The organism is Collinsella sp. CLA-JM-H32B, assembly GCF_040098065.1.
Classification (GTDB): domain Bacteria; phylum Actinomycetota; class Coriobacteriia; order Coriobacteriales; family Coriobacteriaceae; genus Collinsella.
Map to the genome: position 1 here is coordinate 151,558 of NZ_JBBNNA010000001.1, position 18,416 is coordinate 169,973.

Annotated in this window: 13 protein-coding genes and 4 tRNA genes; 13 read left to right on the forward strand and 4 right to left on the reverse strand. The window is 54.6% G+C overall.

The features are described 5' to 3' along the window. Positions 1 to 47: 47 nt before the first annotated feature. A complete protein-coding gene (locus AAA138_RS00650; RefSeq protein ID WP_006235069.1) occupies positions 48 to 221 on the reverse strand; it encodes a DUF6724 family protein in 174 nt (57 codons plus the stop codon). A 111-nt stretch (positions 222 to 332) separates the two neighbouring features. On the opposite strand from AAA138_RS00650, the gene serS reads away from it, so the two are divergent. From serS to AAA138_RS00700, 10 genes are all read left to right on the forward strand, one after another. Beyond that, positions 333 to 1,616: a serine--tRNA ligase gene (gene serS, locus AAA138_RS00655; protein ID WP_349089173.1), complete on the forward strand. Its 1,284-nt coding sequence runs from the start codon at positions 333 to 335 to the stop codon at positions 1,614 to 1,616. A 171-nt stretch (positions 1,617 to 1,787) separates the two neighbouring features. Beyond that, a complete protein-coding gene (locus tag AAA138_RS00660; protein WP_349089174.1) occupies positions 1,788 to 2,165 on the forward strand; it encodes a hypothetical protein in 378 nt (125 codons plus the stop codon). A gap of 80 nt (positions 2,166 to 2,245) precedes the next feature. After that, positions 2,246 to 2,322: transfer RNA gene (locus AAA138_RS00665), tRNA-Arg, on the forward strand. Between the two features lie 433 nt (positions 2,323 to 2,755). Next, positions 2,756 to 2,832 (forward strand) — tRNA-Arg (locus AAA138_RS00670). Between the two features lie 349 nt (positions 2,833 to 3,181). Continuing rightward, a tRNA-Arg gene (locus AAA138_RS00675) sits at positions 3,182 to 3,258 on the forward strand. 365 nt (positions 3,259 to 3,623) lie between these two features. Further along, complete coding sequence (locus tag AAA138_RS00680; RefSeq protein WP_349089175.1) at positions 3,624 to 6,065, forward strand: hypothetical protein; 2,442 nt, start codon at positions 3,624 to 3,626, stop codon at positions 6,063 to 6,065. Between the two features lie 136 nt (positions 6,066 to 6,201). After that, positions 6,202 to 7,488: an ATP-binding protein gene (locus tag AAA138_RS00685; RefSeq protein WP_349089176.1), complete on the forward strand. Its 1,287-nt coding sequence runs from the start codon at positions 6,202 to 6,204 to the stop codon at positions 7,486 to 7,488. A 371-nt stretch (positions 7,489 to 7,859) separates the two neighbouring features. Further along, positions 7,860 to 9,284, forward strand: coding sequence for a zinc ribbon domain-containing protein (locus AAA138_RS00690; RefSeq protein WP_349089177.1), 1,425 nt, complete (start codon positions 7,860 to 7,862; stop codon positions 9,282 to 9,284). 71 nt (positions 9,285 to 9,355) lie between these two features. Beyond that, positions 9,356 to 10,477: a zinc ribbon domain-containing protein gene (locus AAA138_RS00695; protein ID WP_349089178.1), complete on the forward strand. Its 1,122-nt coding sequence runs from the start codon at positions 9,356 to 9,358 to the stop codon at positions 10,475 to 10,477. 12 nt (positions 10,478 to 10,489) lie between these two features. Continuing rightward, positions 10,490 to 11,992: a zinc ribbon domain-containing protein gene (locus AAA138_RS00700; RefSeq protein ID WP_349089179.1), complete on the forward strand. Its 1,503-nt coding sequence runs from the start codon at positions 10,490 to 10,492 to the stop codon at positions 11,990 to 11,992. Positions 11,993 to 12,221: 229 nt separating this feature from the next. Here AAA138_RS00700 and AAA138_RS00705 read toward each other — a convergent pair whose 3' ends face one another. After that, positions 12,222 to 12,992 carry a zinc ribbon domain-containing protein gene (locus tag AAA138_RS00705; RefSeq protein ID WP_349089180.1) on the reverse strand — a complete coding sequence of 257 codons (771 nt, stop codon included), beginning with the start codon at positions 12,990 to 12,992 and terminating at the stop codon, positions 12,222 to 12,224. 248 nt (positions 12,993 to 13,240) lie between these two features. Further along, the gene (locus tag AAA138_RS00710) at positions 13,241 to 14,593 is read right to left on the reverse strand and encodes a hypothetical protein (RefSeq protein ID WP_349089181.1); all 1,353 of its coding nucleotides are present in this window, start codon (positions 14,591 to 14,593) and stop codon (positions 13,241 to 13,243) included. Between the two features lie 131 nt (positions 14,594 to 14,724). Here AAA138_RS00710 and AAA138_RS00715 point away from each other — a divergent pair, with 131 nt between their 5' ends. From AAA138_RS00715 to AAA138_RS00725, 3 genes are all read left to right on the forward strand, one after another. Beyond that, positions 14,725 to 15,402: a zinc ribbon domain-containing protein gene (locus AAA138_RS00715; protein WP_349089182.1), complete on the forward strand. Its 678-nt coding sequence runs from the start codon at positions 14,725 to 14,727 to the stop codon at positions 15,400 to 15,402. A gap of 119 nt (positions 15,403 to 15,521) precedes the next feature. Further along, positions 15,522 to 16,646, forward strand: coding sequence for a zinc ribbon domain-containing protein (locus AAA138_RS00720; RefSeq protein ID WP_349089183.1), 1,125 nt, complete (start codon positions 15,522 to 15,524; stop codon positions 16,644 to 16,646). Between the two features lie 119 nt (positions 16,647 to 16,765). After that, positions 16,766 to 16,856 (forward strand) — tRNA-Ser (locus AAA138_RS00725). 132 nt (positions 16,857 to 16,988) lie between these two features. Here AAA138_RS00725 and AAA138_RS00730 read toward each other — a convergent pair. Further along, complete coding sequence (locus AAA138_RS00730; RefSeq protein WP_349089184.1) at positions 16,989 to 18,329, reverse strand: D-alanyl-D-alanine carboxypeptidase family protein; 1,341 nt, start codon at positions 18,327 to 18,329, stop codon at positions 16,989 to 16,991. Positions 18,330 to 18,416 lie beyond the last annotated feature (87 nt).

An 18,416-nucleotide genomic window follows, 5' to 3' on the forward strand; every position in this document is an offset into this window, starting at 1 on the left:
TTGCCCAGATAAAACCGACCAAAATAAGCCTGTCTCTATTTGGCAGGTTAGTCCCAGAAGCTGTCCTCCTCATCCTCGGACTTGGGGCCGCGGTCGACATACATCTTATGGGTGCGCTTCTCCATCACAAAGGCAAGAATCGCAAATAGCAGGATGCCGCCGGCGAAAAGGATGGCAAAACCGGTGCGGGTGCCAAACAAAAAGGAAAAAACTGCGTCCATTGGGTGCCTTCTTGCGTAGTTGGGTTGGGTCGTAAACGCTCATAAGTATATACTTGCCCATACATGTACAAGGTTGCAACCTAAATGGAATGTATATCGCCGGAGGATCTAATGCTTGATATCAAGTTTGTTCGCGAGAACCCCGATGCCATCGATACCGCCATGGCAAATCGCCAGACGTCTTGGGATCGCGAGAAGTTCTTTGAGCTCGACGACGAGCGTCGTGCCGTCATCACCGAGGTCGAGGAGCTCCAGGCCACGCGTAACGCCGAGTCCAAGAAGATTGGCGCCCTGATGAAGGAGGGCAAGAAGGACGAGGCCGAGGCCGCCAAGGAGGCCGTGCGCGCCGTCAACGAGAAGATCGACGGTCTGGCCGAGCGCCGTACCGCTCTCGAGCAGGAGCAGTACGACTTCATGTCTCACCTGCCCAACATTCCGTGCGAGGCTACCCCGTACGGTAAGGACGAGGACGAGAACATCGAGCGTCGCCGCTGGGGCACCCCGCGCGAGTTCGACTTCGACTTTAAGCCCCACTGGGATCTGGGCACCGATCTGGACATCCTCGACTTCGAGCGTGGCAACAAGCTCTCCGGCAGCCGCTTCACCGTTCTCGGTGGCGCCGGCGCCCGCCTGGAGCGCGCCCTTATCAACTTCTTCCTGGACACACACACGAGCCGTGGCTTCAAGGAGTGGTGGCCGCCCATCGTCGTCAAGCGTCAGACCATGTTCGGTACGGGCCAGCTGCCCAAGTTTGAGGACGACGCCTATCACGTCTCGGGCGACAACTTCCTGATCCCTACCGCCGAGGTCGTACTGACTAACCTGCATGCCGGTGAGGTTCTGGACGCCGACACTCTGCCTCGCCGCTACACTGCCTTCACCCCCTGCTTCCGCGAGGAGGCCGGTTCCGCCGGTCGCGACACCCGCGGCATCATTCGCCAGCACGAGTTCGACAAGGTCGAGATGGTCAAGTTCGCCAAGCCGGAGGAGTCCGACGAGGAGCTCGAGAGCATGACCGCCGAGGCCGAGTACCTGCTGCAGCAGCTGGGCCTGCCGTATCGCGTGATTAGTCTGTGCACCGGCGACCTGGGCTTCTCTGCCCGTCAGACCTACGACGTCGAGGTCTGGCTGCCGAGCTACAACGCCTACAAGGAGATCAGCTCCTGCTCCAATTGCGGCGACTTCCAGGCCCGTCGCGCCAACATCAAGTATCGCGACCCCGAGAACTTCAAGGGCTCGCGCTACCTGCACACCCTTAACGGTTCCGGTCTGCCGGCTGGCCGTACCATGGCTGCCATTCTGGAGAACTACCAGAACGCCGACGGCACCATCACGATCCCCGAGGTTCTGCGTCCCTACATGGGCGGCCTCGAGAAGATCGAGCCGGTCGCGTAAGCTAGCTGCATAGGCGATTTGCGAGGGCGCTCCTTTTAGGGGCGCCCTTTTTGTGTACGGCTATACCATGCCGTGTGGACAGCTCGATAGAAAACACACGAACAGATGTTCTGTGTACATGCATTTACCTGCTATGCTTTTACTAACTAAGAGCAAGAGAAAGGGGATGCGATGGAGCTGTTCGACGAGCGGGTTGTTTTGTTCCAGAGCGATGAGGGTGGGGAGCACCTGCTGGTAACGTGCGAGCCGTCGGGTATGGGTGGCTTGGTGGTTCGGCAGACGAGTGAGGGACCATTGACGCAATGGTGCTATGAGGAGTCGCCGCATGTGGTCGAGACGTTTGTGGCGCATGAGGCGCTTGTTGTCCTTGAGCACTTCTATGGCGTTGGAACTTCTAATCAGGTGGCCCGAATGCTGAGCATTTCGTTTGCCGACTACGACTGTGCCCAACGGGTGCGGTCGCTTCTGGGGGAGCTTGGCGTCGGGTTCGATGTGATCGAAAAGCCAATCGATCGCACGAAAAGCGCTGATGATCGTGGTACAGCGTGACAAATTGCGGCCCGCGCGAAAAAAAGTTTGAGATTTTGCTTGACTCTAACGAACTAAAGTGGTTTTATATGTCTTGTGCTGCGGCGTTACCTCAGCTGGATAGAGGGTCTGACTACGAATCAGAACGTCATAGGTTCGAATCCTATACGCCGCACCAATCGAACTTAAAGCCTCCGGTAACGGAGGCTTTTCTTTTACGCCGGCACCGCATGGATTCGAACCTCGGTCGAGGCGCGAGCGTGAAGCGGACGCGGAGCGTCCGTAGCGAGCGGGCGAGCGCGCCGGCAGGCGGGCGAAGCCGGTGCGGATCCGCGCAAGCGGATACGCGGAATCCTATACGCCGCACCAATCGAACTTAAAGCCTCCGGTAACGGGGGCTTTTCTTTTACGCCGGCACCGCATGGATTCGAACCTCGGTCGAGGCGCGAGCGTGAAGCGGACGCGGAGCGTCCGTAGCGAGCGGGCGAGTCCGCCGGCAGGCGGGCGAAGCCGGTGCGGATCAGCATGACAACTTAATCAGCGCTTCGTAAAAATTTTCCAAATTGTCGCTTGACCCATCGGGGGCTCACGTGCATAATAATCCGTGCGTTGCGGCGTTACCTCAGCTGGATAGAGGGTCTGACTACGAATCAGAACGTCATAGGTTCGAATCCTATACGCCGCACCAATCGAGCTTTAAAGCCTCCGGCAACGGAGGCTTTTCCTTTACGGGGGCATTGCGGAGATTCGAACCTCGGTCGAGGCGCGAGCGTCAAGAAAACGCGGAGCGTTTTTAGCGAGCGGGCGAGTCCGCCGGCAGGCGGGCGAAGCCGGTGCGGATCCGCGCAGCGGATGCGCGGAATCCTATACGCCGCACCAATTGAATTTAAAGCCTCCGGAAACGGGGGCTTTTCTTATATCGCGATGCACCGAAGATCGTGCCAAGCCCTCCAAATGAGTAAAAATCAAATTCGATAACTTTTTTTGAAAAAACGCTTGACCATTATTCAGTCCATGTGCATAATAATCAAGAAGTTGCGGCGTTACCTCAGCTGGATAGAGGGTCTGACTACGAATCAGAACGTCATAGGTTCGAATCCTATACGCCGCACCATTTGAGATTAAAGCTCCCGGCAACGGGGGCTTTTCTTTTACGTAGGCACCGCATGGATTCGAACCTCGGTCGAGGCGCGGGCGTAAAGAAAACGCGGAGCGTTTTTAGCCCGCGGGCGAGCGCGCCGGCAGGCGGGCGAAGCCGGTGCGGATCCGCGCAAGCGGATACGCGGAATCCTATACGCCGCACCAATTGAAATTGAAAGCCTCCGGCAACGGGGGCTTTTCTTTTAGGCGGACCCCGCATGGATTCGAACCTCGGTCAAAGGGGACTATTTCTCATCGACTCGTGTAAGATTTCGAGTATGCGCCTCGGTGAGCCCGTGGCGCGCTCTTTCTTTAGACGACCGATCAGGGTGATATTTCGTGGCAGAGCGTCCGACATACAAGCTCAGGTTTCTCGATCCCAAAAAGCGCTTTCCGGCCATGCCCGAGCAGCCTGCGGGACGTTCGTATGGCGTGGTTTGGAAGCTCTTTGGCGAGGACCCGCATGAATCATGCTATGTCGTCGAATTCGTCGGCAAAAGCCATGTGTCGCTTTTGGGCTACGTGAGCGTTTCGGGTGAGGTCTATAAGGTGGACCGTCCCGTTAACGAGATGTCGCTGCCCGACGATCCCGACATGCAACTGATTCTTGACGAGTCCGATTCCAACATCGGTGAGATTGCGGTCAGGGGTACCGATGGGACGATGTACTCCCGGGCGCGAGTCATCGGCTCTCCCGAAGGCACCATGCGCGAACAATCCGATCGCGAGACGTGGAATTCGACGCGCAGCCTTCGCTACGGCGAGTTCATGGCCTCGATGTTCTTGCGTTACGTGGTATTTGCCGATTCTGAAAACGCTGTCTTAGGCACGGCAGACGGTGACGGCCTCGACGAGGGCATGAAAAATGCCGTCGACAAGATCAAACTTGTAAAACTCCCCGAGCCGGTTGAGGTACTGCTGGGTTTTGATTCCACGCCGCTGCCCGATGCAATCGAAACGTTGCTCTACCGCATTGACCATGCAGATAATCCAAGTGGCATTGAGCGCTATGCCGCCGCTTTGATGGGCGAAGTTAATCTGCCACGCCTGCGCACCATCGCGGCCAAAACCGAAATGAGCCTGGCGCGCATCGATCGCTCGAGGCTCTTCTATCTCAATTTTGACCGTAGCCTGCTGGACCAGGACGAGATCGATACCCTGCTTGCCGTCGAGTGCCGCCTGAACCGCCTATCGGGCATCCTTGAGCGTATTGGGGCAGGGTTGGGCCCCGTTGCCTCGTCGCCAAGCTTTGAGGGCTGCTCGCTCTTTGACCTATGGCATATCAGCAAGACGACAAACGACGTTCCTCGCTTGCTCGAAACGCTGTCGAATGACAACCCGTGGGCCAAGCCGGGGACGGTTGCGTGCCAGCCGGGTGGCGAGTGGGACGTTCGCACTCGCTTTGCACGTCTCGTAGAAGCGCTCAACGTGGTCACGCGGCTCGACTATACCTATCGAGCGAACGTTGCCGAGGGCATCATGCTGGTGCGATTTGGCCGCACGGTTGTCGATGCTATGCCGCGACGCGAATACGATGCTCAAGATGACGCCTGGCGCGAGGTGGATGAGCCTAAGCGCGCGGCATGGGCCACTGAGCACGATGCGCGTGTTGCGCTTACACTCGCGGCGGCTTGCTTTGCTTCGGGTGCTCGCATCACGCGCTGCTACGTGCAGATTGCGGCTCCCGACGGCGAGCAGGGCGAGCGCGTTGTCGAAACGTATTCCTTTGGCCGTGCGGCCTATCTGGCTGATTGCGTTTCTGTCGCCAAGGATCTTGAGAGCATGGATATGGACGACATGCCCTGCAAGCATTTGCTCGAGGCATATGAGGCAGATGCTCCGGACATGATTGAGCCTGCAGAGGTTCACGCCCGACCACGTGATGACCATCGTTCATTGCCGCCTGCGCTTCGCGATTTGCTGCTCGCTGATACGGCTGACGAGCTTGAGGTCATGGAGGAGGACAACGATCCGTATGTCGCCCGTGTCGTCGAGCTGCGCGAGCAATTCAAAGTTGACCGAGCTGGTGCTTTCGAGGGCTTTTCTCGCCTTGTCGAGGAGCTGGAAGCCAAGTGTACGGTTGCTGAGCTTTTGGCGACGGGCCCAGTGCAGACCCAGTTCTGCGACAACCAGCTGGTGCGCATGGTGCTGCCGGTGATGGAGGAGGACCGTTCCGTGCGTATCCTTCGCGCTCCCGATGCGCTGTATTTTGCCCAGCACGAGATTTGCAGCTTTTACGCCGAACAAGAGGACTTTGAGCGTGCGCTGCCCGAGGTGCGTCGTCTCTACGATTTGGCACGCTCGTCAATGCAGTCTCACTTTGCCCTGATCAACGTGCTGGCACGTCTGGAGCGCTATGACGAGATTATCGAGGTGGCGCGCCACGGCCTGCGCATCGCCAGCGACCGAACTTCGATCGGTTACCTGTTCTATCGCCTGGCATTCGCCTACTGGAACTGCGACCAGCTCGAGCTGGCGCTGGCGTGCTACCGCCTGGTGCCGCGCGGCGAGGAGTCGGGTGGCAGTGCGCAGGAGGAAATGCAGGGCCTTATGAACGAGATGGGCGTCATCAAACCGCCCACGTTTGAGGAGGCTGTCGAGACTATCCGCAAGGCAGGTCTTGAGCTGCCGCCGGTGCCCGCCGTGACCAATCAACTCGCGGATGCCGCCGTGCAACTCGTCGACAACGGCTTCTTTTTCCTGGCGCGCGGCTGCATCTATCAAATGTGGCGCACCATGGGCAACGATGAGCTCGGCTCCCTCAACCGCTCGCTGGGATAGGGGCGGCTGGCCTGCTGTTTCCGCATTGAAAAGCAAACTTGTTCAGTATAGTGAACGGAAATGCCTCCGATTTGTTCAATATACTGAACGAAATTAGATATAATTTGTTCAGTATATTGAACAAATCGGAGGCCCTATGAATCGCGAACTCCTAAAGCATGTGATTTTTGACCAACACGAGGTTATTCGCAGCGCGACGATTGTGCCGCGCCGTTACCACTTGGATCCCCAGGGAAACTATGTCATCACGGGCCTTCGTCGTTCGGGAAAATCAACGCTGCTTTATAAAGTTGCGCGCGATTTGGTTAGAGACGGAGCAGCGTGGAACCAGATAATCTATATCAACTTTGAGGATGAGCGCCTCGCTGAATTCACTTCTGCTGATTTCAACGATATCTTGCTCGCTCAAAGCGAGCTGAGCGATCGAGAGGGTTATTTTTTCCTTGACGAAGTCCAAAACATCGAGGGCTGGGAAAAATTTGCGCGGCGATTAACAGATTCTGGCAGACGCGCCTATATAACGGGCAGCAATGCGAAGATGCTGAGCAGTCAGATTGAAACGACGCTTGGCGGTCGTTTCCTGGTCAAACACGTCACTCCCTACCGATTCGACGAATATCTAGACGCATTGGGGAAAAGCCGCGACGAGGCGGCGCTGTACTCGACGTCGGGTAGGGGCGCCTTGAGCGCGGCATTCGATTCTTTCTATACCTACGGCGGATTTCCTGAGTCCCTTCGTTATGAGGCTCCGCGAGAATACGTTGAGAGCGTCTATCAAAAAGTTTTGCTCGGAGATGTCGTTGCGCGCAATAACGTGCGTAACCCTCAGGCCATGCGTGTGCTTGTGAAGAAAGTTGCGGAAACGGTCCACAACGAGGCTTCTTTCTCATCCCTGCATGGAATGCTCAAAGGCATTGGATATGGCCTAAGCAAGGCGGCCCTCATCGAGTACTTGGGGATGATTGAAGAGGCGTACCTGCTCTTTGTCGTTAAAAACGCAACGGCAAAATTCGTAGAACGTGAAGGTAGCCCCAAATACTATTTTTCGGATAATGGTTTGCTCAACCTCTTCTTGGTGAATAAGGAACCGGTGCTGCTCGAAAATGAAATTGCGGTTGCGATGCATGATGTGTACGGAGATGCGCTCTGCTATCTAAAATCCGCAAAGAACGGGATTGATGTCGATTTCTACGTGCCCGAGAGGGGGCTTGCGGTTCAGGTGGCGTATTCATTATCGGAAAGCGCCCGGTCGCGCGAAATTGACAACTTGGTAAAGCTTGCCAAGGTTGATGACGCCGTGAACAGGCTTGTTATTGTGACAAAAGAAGACGAAGGGGACCTCGATGTTGAGGGTGCGCACATCGAGGTTATCCCTGCCTGGAAGTTCATCTTGAGGGACCTCTACAGCCAGCCGAGTGCGTGATTGGTTTCTACCGGAAACTTGCGGGCTGTTGGGATCGGTGGTATTTGCATCGCCTGCGCATAGATAAGGTATAACGAGTTAAGGTGCGACTTACTATGGCGAACGCAACGGTGATGGGGGTTACGGGACTGCTCGTGTCGGCTCAGATGGGTCTGGCAAGTGTAATCGTGACAAAGGAGGTAGAGGAGAAGTTTCTCGCCGTATAATCACGTGCATGGTTGGTGTTGTGCAACAGCGTCTTATTTGTCCAACAGGCTCAAATTATTACCCGCTCAAAATCTCTTTTAGGGGATAGCTGTCTCACGTATCTTGTGAATCAACAAAGGGAAGGTCGCATACGCGATCGGGAAAAGGGAAGGAGAGCGATCACTGTGTATTGCCCTCAATGTGGAGCTAAGAACGTCGAGAGCGCCAAATTCTGCTATGCCTGCGGAACGCCACTGGCTCCCTCTGCTTCGGTGCCGGAGGAGCCTAAAGCGCCAGAGGCTGACGAGAGCATGAATCAGGATGCAGCGCTCGAGCAGGGCACTCCTGTTTCGTCGCAACAGCCCGCGGACAATCAAGCATTCCAGAATACTGGTTACGTTGAGCCACACGCCACTTCGATCAGAGCACAGTCCGCACCTGCCAACTCGGGAGTGGGTTCCAAAATCGCTGCAATTCCCACGAAGCAAAAGGCAATCATCGGCGGTGTTGTCGCAGTCGTCCTGGTTGCCGTTGTTGCCGTGGTCGTGTTCCTGAACAGCGGCCCCTCCAACGGCACGATTGAGCAGATCGTGCGCGAGAACGTCTCGACCAAGGATATGAGTACCGGCTCGATGTGGAGCGACGGTAGCGATTACTCCATCAAGTCGGTCAAGGTGCTCAACAAGCAAAAGGACAGTATGCAGGGCGTCTCGAGCTACCAGGTCATGGGTGTTAGGATTTCTGATCCTTATTCTGCAAGGATTGAGATCGTGTTTGCCAACAATGACTCCGAGGTCACCAAGCAGGGCAATATCAATTTGGTCAAGGCCAATGGCAAATGGGACACGATTTACTTTAGTGGGTCGGATCTCGAAACCACGGGAACCAAGGTAACCGGGGGCGTCGACGAGAAAAAGGTCATCCAGAATATGGGGACGATTCTGAGCACGGCTGACGCAAGCGGCTATTCAACGAGTCTGTCCTCGCTGTATGGCAACGGCGATTTTAAGGTCAAGAAAAGCGACCTTAACCCGGATGAGGCCACGGATACCGTAAAGATCTCTTGCAAGTCGAGCTCGACATATAGTGAAAGCAAAGGCACCATTACCGCTAAGTTTGTCTATGGCGGCAATGGCTGGGAGCTCAATTCCGTTGATGCGAGCGATGATATCGACAAAGTGAGCTATCAGAAGCTCGTGGGAACGTGGACCGGCAAGTTTAAGAGCCAGTCAAGTAGCGAGGAATGCTTTGGCGGCAAGGCGAATCCCGTTAAGGTGACGATTACCAAGGTTGACGATGAGACTGGCGAGGTCGAGGGAACGTTTAGTGGCGTGGCGCATAATCACAAAACACCCGATAACGCAGAGGATTCCGATGCCGGCGATACCGTGCTTACCGATGTTCCGTTCAACATGGTGTTCACGTTTAATTCCTCGTGGTCGTATCCTTCGGATGACTATGAGTGCCCCCAAGACGCAAACGGCAAAGTGACGTTTTCGCTGAGCTTTGGCGATGATGCCGAAGCGAAGATCAAAACATCTTATCTGCCAGGCAGCATTTTTGATAGCTCGTACTATTACGATACCTATACGCTGACCAAGGACAACTAGAGCGATTCATTTGAGACGGTTGGCGACCCTGCAGCTGTTTGCGGGGCCGCCGCGATGAAGGAGGAGCATCGATGTTCTGCCCGGTATGTGGAACAAAAGTAGAAGACAGCGCGCGTTTCTGCACCGGTTGCGGTGCTCCGCTTGGCGCACTGCAACAAGGTGGCGTTGATGCGCCTACGCAGGTGAATCCGACTGGAGTCGTTAACTCCGCAGGCCCCGCGAATCCGGTGGACTTTGGATCTCCGGCACCGATACCGCAACAGCTCAAGCGCTCTAGTATGCTCGACTTCCTCGTAGAGAGGCGTCAGATCGGCAATCGCCTGGTACCGACGTTCGCTCTTATCATCGCAAGCTTCATTGCCGCCGCAGGCATCGCCTACGCCGCATTCATGCTCTACAAGAATGTTGTCGAGCCCCGTATCCAGGAGCCCGTCCAGCAGGAGCAGACGGCGAAAAAGAGCAAGGAGCAGCAGAAGTCCTCGGAAAAAGACGATAAGGAAAAAGCAAACAAGGAAGCCCACGTTGCCTACGATGAGGTTTTAAATCAGTATCGCGAGGCTTTTGCTGATGGATCTTTGACCCAAGGCTATGAAGATAATGGATTCGTATACGACGACGCCGTGGAATCGCCATATTGGACTGATAGTCAGAAGGATTCAAAATACCCACTATTCAATTACTCTATGGACGTGCCGGGGACCGGCATAACCGCGCAAGGAATGCGTTACCTCTATAAGGATTTGGATGGAGATGGGGTAGATGAGCTTCTTTTTGGTCATGTAGATGACGACGCGGGGATTAGTTGCCCGTCTTCATGTGTGCTAGCTATCTATACTTTTGTGGACGGTCAAGCTAAAGGGCTCGTTGCCGTAACAGGCTACAGACAGGGCATGGAGCTTTGCACGGACAATATTATTTGTCAGTGCGGCAATGGCGGATGGGCAGTGGTCGCTTGGGATTATAGCCGGCTGATCGAAGGGCGTTTCGAGAGCGAGACGATAATGTCTCAGGATCGCGACGACGATACAAAGATTGCAACTGTTGAGTGCACGGGGGCAATTAATGATACGGCGAGCGATTCATTCGAAGGCATACATGATGCTTCTCATTTAGTAAATTGCAACGCACTGATTCAAAAAGTCGAGAATACCTACCCGGTTGACACTTCAGCAGCTTGGCAACCGCTGATCTAGCAAGGAGCAAATATGTTCTGTCCAAAATGCGGCGCTAAGCTCGCCGACAATTTAAAGTTTTGCACCGAGTGCGGTGCTTCGTTAGAGGGCGCGGCTCAGGTGTTGGCCGAAGTTCGCGAAAAGACGAGCGCGGACGGCTCTCCATCCGAGCTTTCTGGTGAAACACTCGCCGATGGCGCTATGGTGACTGATGCTGTTGACGAAGCTGTTGGGGTGGAGCCTGAATTCGGAACGGATGAGCATGTGCCCGACAACACCCTGCAAGCGAGTGAATCCGTGCAAACATCGACTACGGCAAATGCAGCATCTCAAGCTGCAATTCCTCAACGGAAAGAGCCCAAGGTGCTCTATGTCCTTGGAATCGCCGTTGGACTTATCGTGATCGGGCTAGTGTCCCGGCGGCTTTTCTTTAGCGATTTTGGCGGCAATTCCGCTACGTTCGGCCAAAAGGAATCGGTGATTTGTGTTCTTGATACCAAGGTAATTCCGAAAGATTCAGACGGTAATACGATTACATCTTTTGTAGCGGAGCTTATTGATGAGGACGGTCGCTCTTCGAAGGTAAAAGTAACCGGGGAGTCAGGCTTTTCGATGGGGAAGTTTAAGGATGCCAAAGAGGGACCGTATACACTCAAAGTGACCAACAAGCAGACAAAGGTCGAGTACTCGATTCCGGTAAAGCTTGTGGGCGGTAGCCATAAATCTGAGGCTGAAACTGAAATCACTGTTCAGGCTCCCGCAAAGAAGCCTGCTGCAGATGCCGGGAAGGATAATGCGGACGGGGAAGACGTGGACCCCAGTCAGATTGCTGCATATCGTGCATACAGCCAAAAGTGTCGCGAGTACCTCAATAAATATGGCGAGGCGCGCGTTGTTGAGACATATGGATATGCGCTGACGGGATTTTGTGTGGCGGATTTGATCGATTTCGACAACGATGGGAGCGATGAGCTACTTACGATTGCGTGCAGCCTGGATGAGGGTGCGTCTCAGATGGACTGGGCCGGCACAGATTCGACCAAGCCGTACGAAGTTGAGGTCTGGTCTTACGTCGACGGTGGCCTGAAGCGCGTATATGAGCAGCATTGGGTTGATTTCAGCAACGGCGGCGGTGAGTTTCTCACGCTTACGAAGAAGTCCAACAAGGTCTTTATCGAGAGCGATATGTTTACGATGAGCGATCAGATGAAGGCCATGTGCGAGAAAAGCGATATCCTCTCCGCTTCAATTACGACGATGCGTGGCAAGGAAGGCGACTCTTTTGAGGACGACATTTCAATCGAATTTGCCAGTAGTTACTCGTCGGGTGCATGCGAATCCTTCTGCCTAGTACAAGGAAAGCCTGCATCCGAGGAGGAGTATATGGACGCCCTGAAGAGTTATGACCAATACGCAACCTATGCATTGCTGGATTTCAGTACTACGAAAAACGAGTATCAGGATTCGACCTATTTGTCCTTGCAAGATGTTCAGCAAAGGACTGCTGACACGCTATCAAAGCTTGATAAAGCGTAGATGTGTATTTGGTCAGTTGGGCATAGAGAGAGTTTCCGATCTAGCTGCTGCGACATGGAGGGACTCAAAAGCAAGAAGCCCGGATGCGCGTTAATTGCGCATCCGGGCTTCATCTTGCCGAGGTTATTTGTCGTCTACCGTTAGAGCCTGGCTCCGTTCAGGACGAAGTCCGCCGATGTCAAGGAGTTGAGGAGGTTCATCTGGTCGTGGAGTTCGTTCATGTGGTCGATCAGCGTCTGCTGGAAAAGCGCGTTGCGTTCTCGGTCCTGCTGGCTTCTCCGTCTCTCCAGCTCGGCTTCGTAGCAGGCGATTGCCTCTTTGGGGTTGTCGGCCTTTCCGTCGCGGATGACATCCTCGAGTGCCTTGAGCATCCAAGGGCTTGAGTAGTCGAAACCGATGATGTAACACCGTTGATTTTATTTTCGTTGAATTTTTCGAAATTGATTTGAAGTTTCAATTTCTCTTTGATTGCCTTTTTCACCTGAAGATCAGTATTCTCGTCGCGGAGTCTAATCTCACGCTGCCAGTGCTTTCGGCGATTGAATAGCAGCAAAAAAACGAGGAGCGGGATGGCCAGGATGACTGCACCGGCTTTTAAATCGTCCGCTGGGCCGTCTTGATAGCCAGGGCCGAATCTTAAGATGGAGGGGATGATTTCTAAAGATACAAAAATGAGGAAGCCAATCAGGACCTTTTTTGACTTACGAAAAGCTGTATCGTTTGCAAGGGCGTTTTTCAACTCGGTTTTTTCGGCCTGATAGACGGCAATCTTGGCGCAGATGCGCTCTATTTGATCATAACAATCGTTAACTTGGAGGACGTGGTTGCGAAATCTGCTTAAGAAATCGCACCACTGAGACCGTGTTTCCAACTCAGCGAGGTTGTGCTTGGTGGCTGGCTTTTCGATATGCAAGGTGCCGGTTGCGGAAATGGACTTGCCGCACGCATTGCAGTAAGTAGCTCCATCTGGATTGTTGGCGCCGCAGTGATTGCAGTACATGAATATGTCCTTACGTGATGTGGAACAAAGGCGGCAAAATGATATTCCTATTGCTCCAAAAGGATGGCGGCTATGCCCCTAATTTCGGTATGAGGTATATATTTTGACGAAGCCGAGGAAGCGCGATTCTCCAACCCCGCTTTACGACAGCCCAGTTGAGCCTTTGTAAGACCAGCTGTTAAACTTGTTAAAGTTTGCTAAAGTTGTTAAACTTTGCCGCCGCGACTTCGGCAACGCCCATGTCCAGCTTACCTATCTCCGTTTGCAATCTTTTTGAGCTCGGCTTTTCGCTTGCTGCTGAGGAGCTGGTCTAGGTTGAGGCCCTCTGATCCACAGCGCTTAAGCAGACCGGAACCGTTGAATCCGTTTTCGGCAAGATCGTCTTCCAGCTCGTGCTTGAGCTGGGTCCATTTACTCAATTGTTTGCGAATATAGTCGGGGCGGCGTTCGGTTGCCTCGGCTATTTGGTTTACCGGCTGGCCTTCGGCGAATCGACGGCGTATTTCAAGCGTTTCCTGGCGGGTCTTTTCGTTTTTGGCGTCGGTCTTGCATTTCTCGCTGCAGTATTTGCGTTCCATGCCGCGGTGCCCGGCGAGCGAAAAGGCGCGTCCGCACTGCTCGCAGTAGCCGATGCGTACGGTGCTGAGCTTGCGCGAGAAATCGAACCACAGCCATGAGAGGTGGCTGTCAAAGGACAGAAAACCTGTGGACTCGCTGCCCTGGAACACATCGACATGCGCGCCCGAGAGGTGTGCAATCACGAGCGCCTGGACAAGTGCGGTGAGTGCGCCCTTGTCGGTGTCGTTGAGAAAGCTGCTCTGCGGAACGATGCTCGCGTCAGGGGCGATGTCGTAATAGCTCTGCTCGCTGGGAGCAAGCTTAAGATGTTCCATCGCGGCACGCGAATCGTCATCGCTTAGGTCAAGCAGCAGCTTAAGGGTCTCGAAGTCTTCCAATGTAAGCTCGTGATCAAAGGAGAACACGCGAAATTCAATAGCTGATGCAGCGGCGTCTCCGGTGGCGGAAACAAATGCGTAGAAATAGCCATCGCTCGATTCGATGCGGCGGATAATCGGCAGGCTTTTAAAACATGCAGCGTAGCCGCCGCTTATGCCCAGATAAATCGAGTACATGATGAAGGATGATTCGTCTGCCTCGCTTGAGATGACGACCTTATCAATCTGCCTGATGGCACGTACTTTTGCGATATTGCAGTTGCCGTTGAGGAATTCCTGAATGCGAACCGCGACAAGTGCCGATACGGCGGCGTATGCCCAATCACGCACTATCTCCGTTTCGCTGACACCGAAAAGAGGGCCTGTTTGACGTGCAAAATCAACAATGTTGCCCACGTCTACGCGAATGGGGGATTCGGGGTTGCCGGTGGGCTCGACGCATGAAGCGAGTTTGATCAGGTCCGCATGGCGCTCGCTATGCTTGGGCGCGGCGTTATGGTTAAGCTCGCTAAGTTCGATGGGTTGGTATAAATCAAAGAACAGGAGCGTGTCGCTGGCGGTTTGCCCGTCGTGGGGCTCAACGGTTTTGACGCCCTTAAAGGGGATAAATCCTTGCGCCGTCTTAGTTTGCGAAAGATTGAACATAGCGCTCCTACCTTGTGCTTTTCTATAGGGAGTATATCAAATAATTACCCGGTCAAAATCACTGTAATTGGGTTACTGCAAATCGTATCTTATGTGGTGTCAGGAAGAGGGACAGCAGAAAGGACCCTATCATGTATTGCAAGCAGTGTGGATCGCAGGTCAATGAAGGCGCCAAGTTCTGCGGCGTGTGCGGCACTCCTACGGTTGCGGCCGAAGCAACGCCGGAGGATGTGGCTGCTAACAGCCGCCATACCTTTTATGCTCCCCAGAGCACCGGCATTGGAGCTATCGAGTTCATCACCTCGTACATCACGTTCTATCTTAAGGGGAGCATCGAGTTCACCAACGACAACGTGATCGCGCAGGTGCCCAATACGATTCTCGGTGTTATTCCGCTCGGCCGCCGTAAGCGCACGCTCGATGTTGCGCATATCACGTCAACGGTGAGCGACTTTAAGGTTGACATCAAGAAACTGCTGATTGGTGCGGTGATTGCGCTGGTTGGCCTGTGCAGCTTGGGAGATCCGGACAGCATCTTACTCGCTCTGGCAATCATGGCGTTCGGTGTGCTCATGGTGCTCAACGCATTGGTCTCGTACGTGGCGATTTCAATGGACTCGGGCGAGCTCGTTATCATTCCGTTGGTAGTTTTTGAGCGCGACAAGGCCGATATGATTGCCGATAACATCAACAGGCTGCTGAGCGCTCGCAAGTACGACACCAACGTGCGCATCCATACCGAGAATGCTGCCGACCGCATGGCGTACGGTCAGGCACAGATTGTCGACGCCATCAACGGGCTTCGATAGGCTCAAATTAATCAAGGTGCCGTCGAGAGATGCTTGACGGCACCTTATGATGGAATGGCTCATTGTGACAGGTGTTCCTGATGCGATGCGCCGGCAGATGCGGATCAACGGGAGAAGCGATGTTTTGCACAAACTGCGGTGCCAAAATCGAAGAAAGCGCTTGCTTTTGCGGTAGCTGTGGCTGCCGCGTCGCAGGCACGGCGGCCAATGCGGGATATGAGCCGTATCCCGCTCAGCCTCAAAACGTCGTCTATCCTCAGCAGAATGTGCAATATCCGCTCGAAGCCCAGGTGGCTCCGCAGCGCTCGTCCTTCGCCTCGTTTTTGATCGAGCGGCGCCAAATCGGTCGCACAATGGTCCCGACGTTTGCCATCATCCTCGCCGTAATGATCGTCGCCGCCGGTACGGCATACGCGCTGTGCAAGGTATACCAGGTCTTCGTTGCTCCAGCACTCGAGCAAAAGAGCGAGCCAGCGGTCAAAGGTAAGGGAGAATCGAATAAGGAGACCGTCTCAGCTCAGAACGAAAAAGCCCATGATGCCTATGATGGAATCGTTGATATTTACAGGCAGTACGGAGAATACTGCGATGAGAATGAAGCGGAGCAATGGAGCGAGGAGTCGTCGAAGAAACTCGACGATCTCATGGCCGACCAAAGCTATATCGGACCCTATGCATACAACAAGCGCACTGGCCCGGATTATTTTGAAGCATATTACTTGGAAAAAGATCTCGATGGCGATGGGATAGACGAGCTACTTGTTGCTCAAGAGTATTGTTATGAGAAGGGCGTCCGAGATAGCTTTGACCTTGTAAATATCTACTACTTTGAGGACGGCAAAGCTAAATCCATCTATGACAACATTGGTGACGGAATGGCGACCGCGATGCTGTCCAAGGATGGCTTCCTCATCATGGGGGAGAGCCAGACAATCGAGCTATGTGATGGCGGGAAGATAGCTCTGAGGACACGCCAAGATAGGTATAGTGCGAGCTACTACTTTGACTATACGAACGGCAAAATGAGTCTGACGGATGCCCTGCAGCTCAACTACGACAGTTCGTCTGATGACGAGAATTCCTATAAGGTGATGCTCATAGAAAGTGGCAAAAGACAGCCGGATCAGATGGTCGTCGGTTGGCAAAACGCAGGGATAATGCGTGATGAGTTTGATGCCAAGTATCAGGCTTCGAGTGAGAGCAGCGATCTTCTCGCAAGCCAAGATTGGACCAAGGTCGAGTAATGTCGGCCGAATAACCTCTTTGGTGGTATTGGCTAGTGGGATTGACGACGGACAGATATGAGTTTCAAATTCCCCCTTGCCCATCCTCGACTGTTTGGTTACTATAGAACGGCTGTTACGGAGAGCTGACCGAGAGGCCGAAGGTGCTCGCCTGCTAAGCGAGTATGCCCCAAAAGGGCATCTGGGGTTCGAATCCCCAGCTCTCCGCCAGTAAGACTTTAAAGAAGGGTTCCGAAAGGGACCCTTTTTTGTTATCAAAAACGTTAACTGGGGATTCGAACCTCAAAAAATGAGGCGCCCCGTTGGACGCCTCATTTGGTTCGATGTGATAACGCTTTGGCCCTACACCTCAGGAGCCTTGGCTACGGTCTCGCTCTCGGCTGTGAGCGGGCGGTTGTCGATGCGGCGGCCCAGGCGGTCGAGCTTCACAAGCAGCCACTCGATGGGATTGGGCCCCGTTCCTTCCTCGTCGGCAACCAGGTCCATGACGGCAATCTTGGTGCCGTCCTGCTTAAGCGTAACGCTGCCCACCTTATCGCCAACATGCACCGTGCCCGAAAGGTCATCGTAGCTAACCTTTTCGGTCACTTCGCCGGCGAGTGAGAACACCGTTGCCTGCGCGGCGGGGTCGGCGAGCGTGGCGTCGATTGTCTTGTCCGTCCAATCTGTCTGGCTAATACGTGCCATGAGCGGGTTGCCGTTGGCGGTCTTCTCCTGCGTGTTGGCGATCGCGACCGTGGCCTTGTGGCCGTAGTACCAGTTGGCAAGGGTGGCTGTATCGGTAAAGCGCTGGTCGTTGGTGGTGGAGTTCAAAATAACGGTGTAGATTTCGTCGCCGTCGCGGTTGTAGGCGCTCGTAAAGCAATAGCCCGCGTCGTCGGTGGTGCCGGTCTTGCCGCCAATGTTTCCGTCCTGACCGAGCAAAACGTTGTGCGTGTCCATGGAATGCGAATGGTCGGAGCCGTCGGCGCCCGTAACCTCGATCCAGGAGTCCTCGCTCGCCACGACCTCGCGGAACGTGTCGTTTTTCATAGCCTCCTGCATCATGAGTGCTACATCATGTGCGGTCGAGTGCATATCGCCGGCCCACTCGTCAAAATCCAGGCCGTGCGGATTCTCGAAGACCGTGCCGGTGCAGCCGAGCTTTTTGGCGCGCTCGTTCATGGCCTTCACAAAGGTTGCCTCGGCGTTTTTGGTCTTGGGGTCGATCTTTTTGCCCACGTACTCGGCAAGCACGGTGGCGGCGTCGTTGCCCGAGGGGATCATCAGGCCGCGTAGTGCCTGTTCCACGGTGAGCTCGTCGCCTTCGAGCAGGCCGGCAGTCGAGTTGCCTACGGTGGCGGCAGCATTGCTCACCGTGACCTTCTCGTCCATCTTGCAGTTTTCGACGGTCAGGATTGCGGTCATGACCTTGGTGATCGAGGCAATCTTGACCTGTTCATCGGCGCCGCGTCCATAGTAGACGGTGCCGTCCTTGCCCATAACAAGGGCATTCGTCGCCTCGATATCGGGCAGGTTTTCTGTCGTGATGCCGCGGACGTCGGCGGTCTTGCCGCAGACGTCGTCGGTCGTGAGCACTTGGGCGCCGGCAACAGCGGGCACGCCGGCAACAAGGGCGATGGCGCAGGCAAAGCCGGCGGCAAGCTGGGCGGAGCGCTTTGCAAAAGAGGTGAGGGACTTCACAGATTTCGCTTTCGACGGGATGGTCTCTTCTGGCACTAGAGTATATCGTTTGCCGGCGACGACGATCGTTGCGAGCGCGCATGGCCC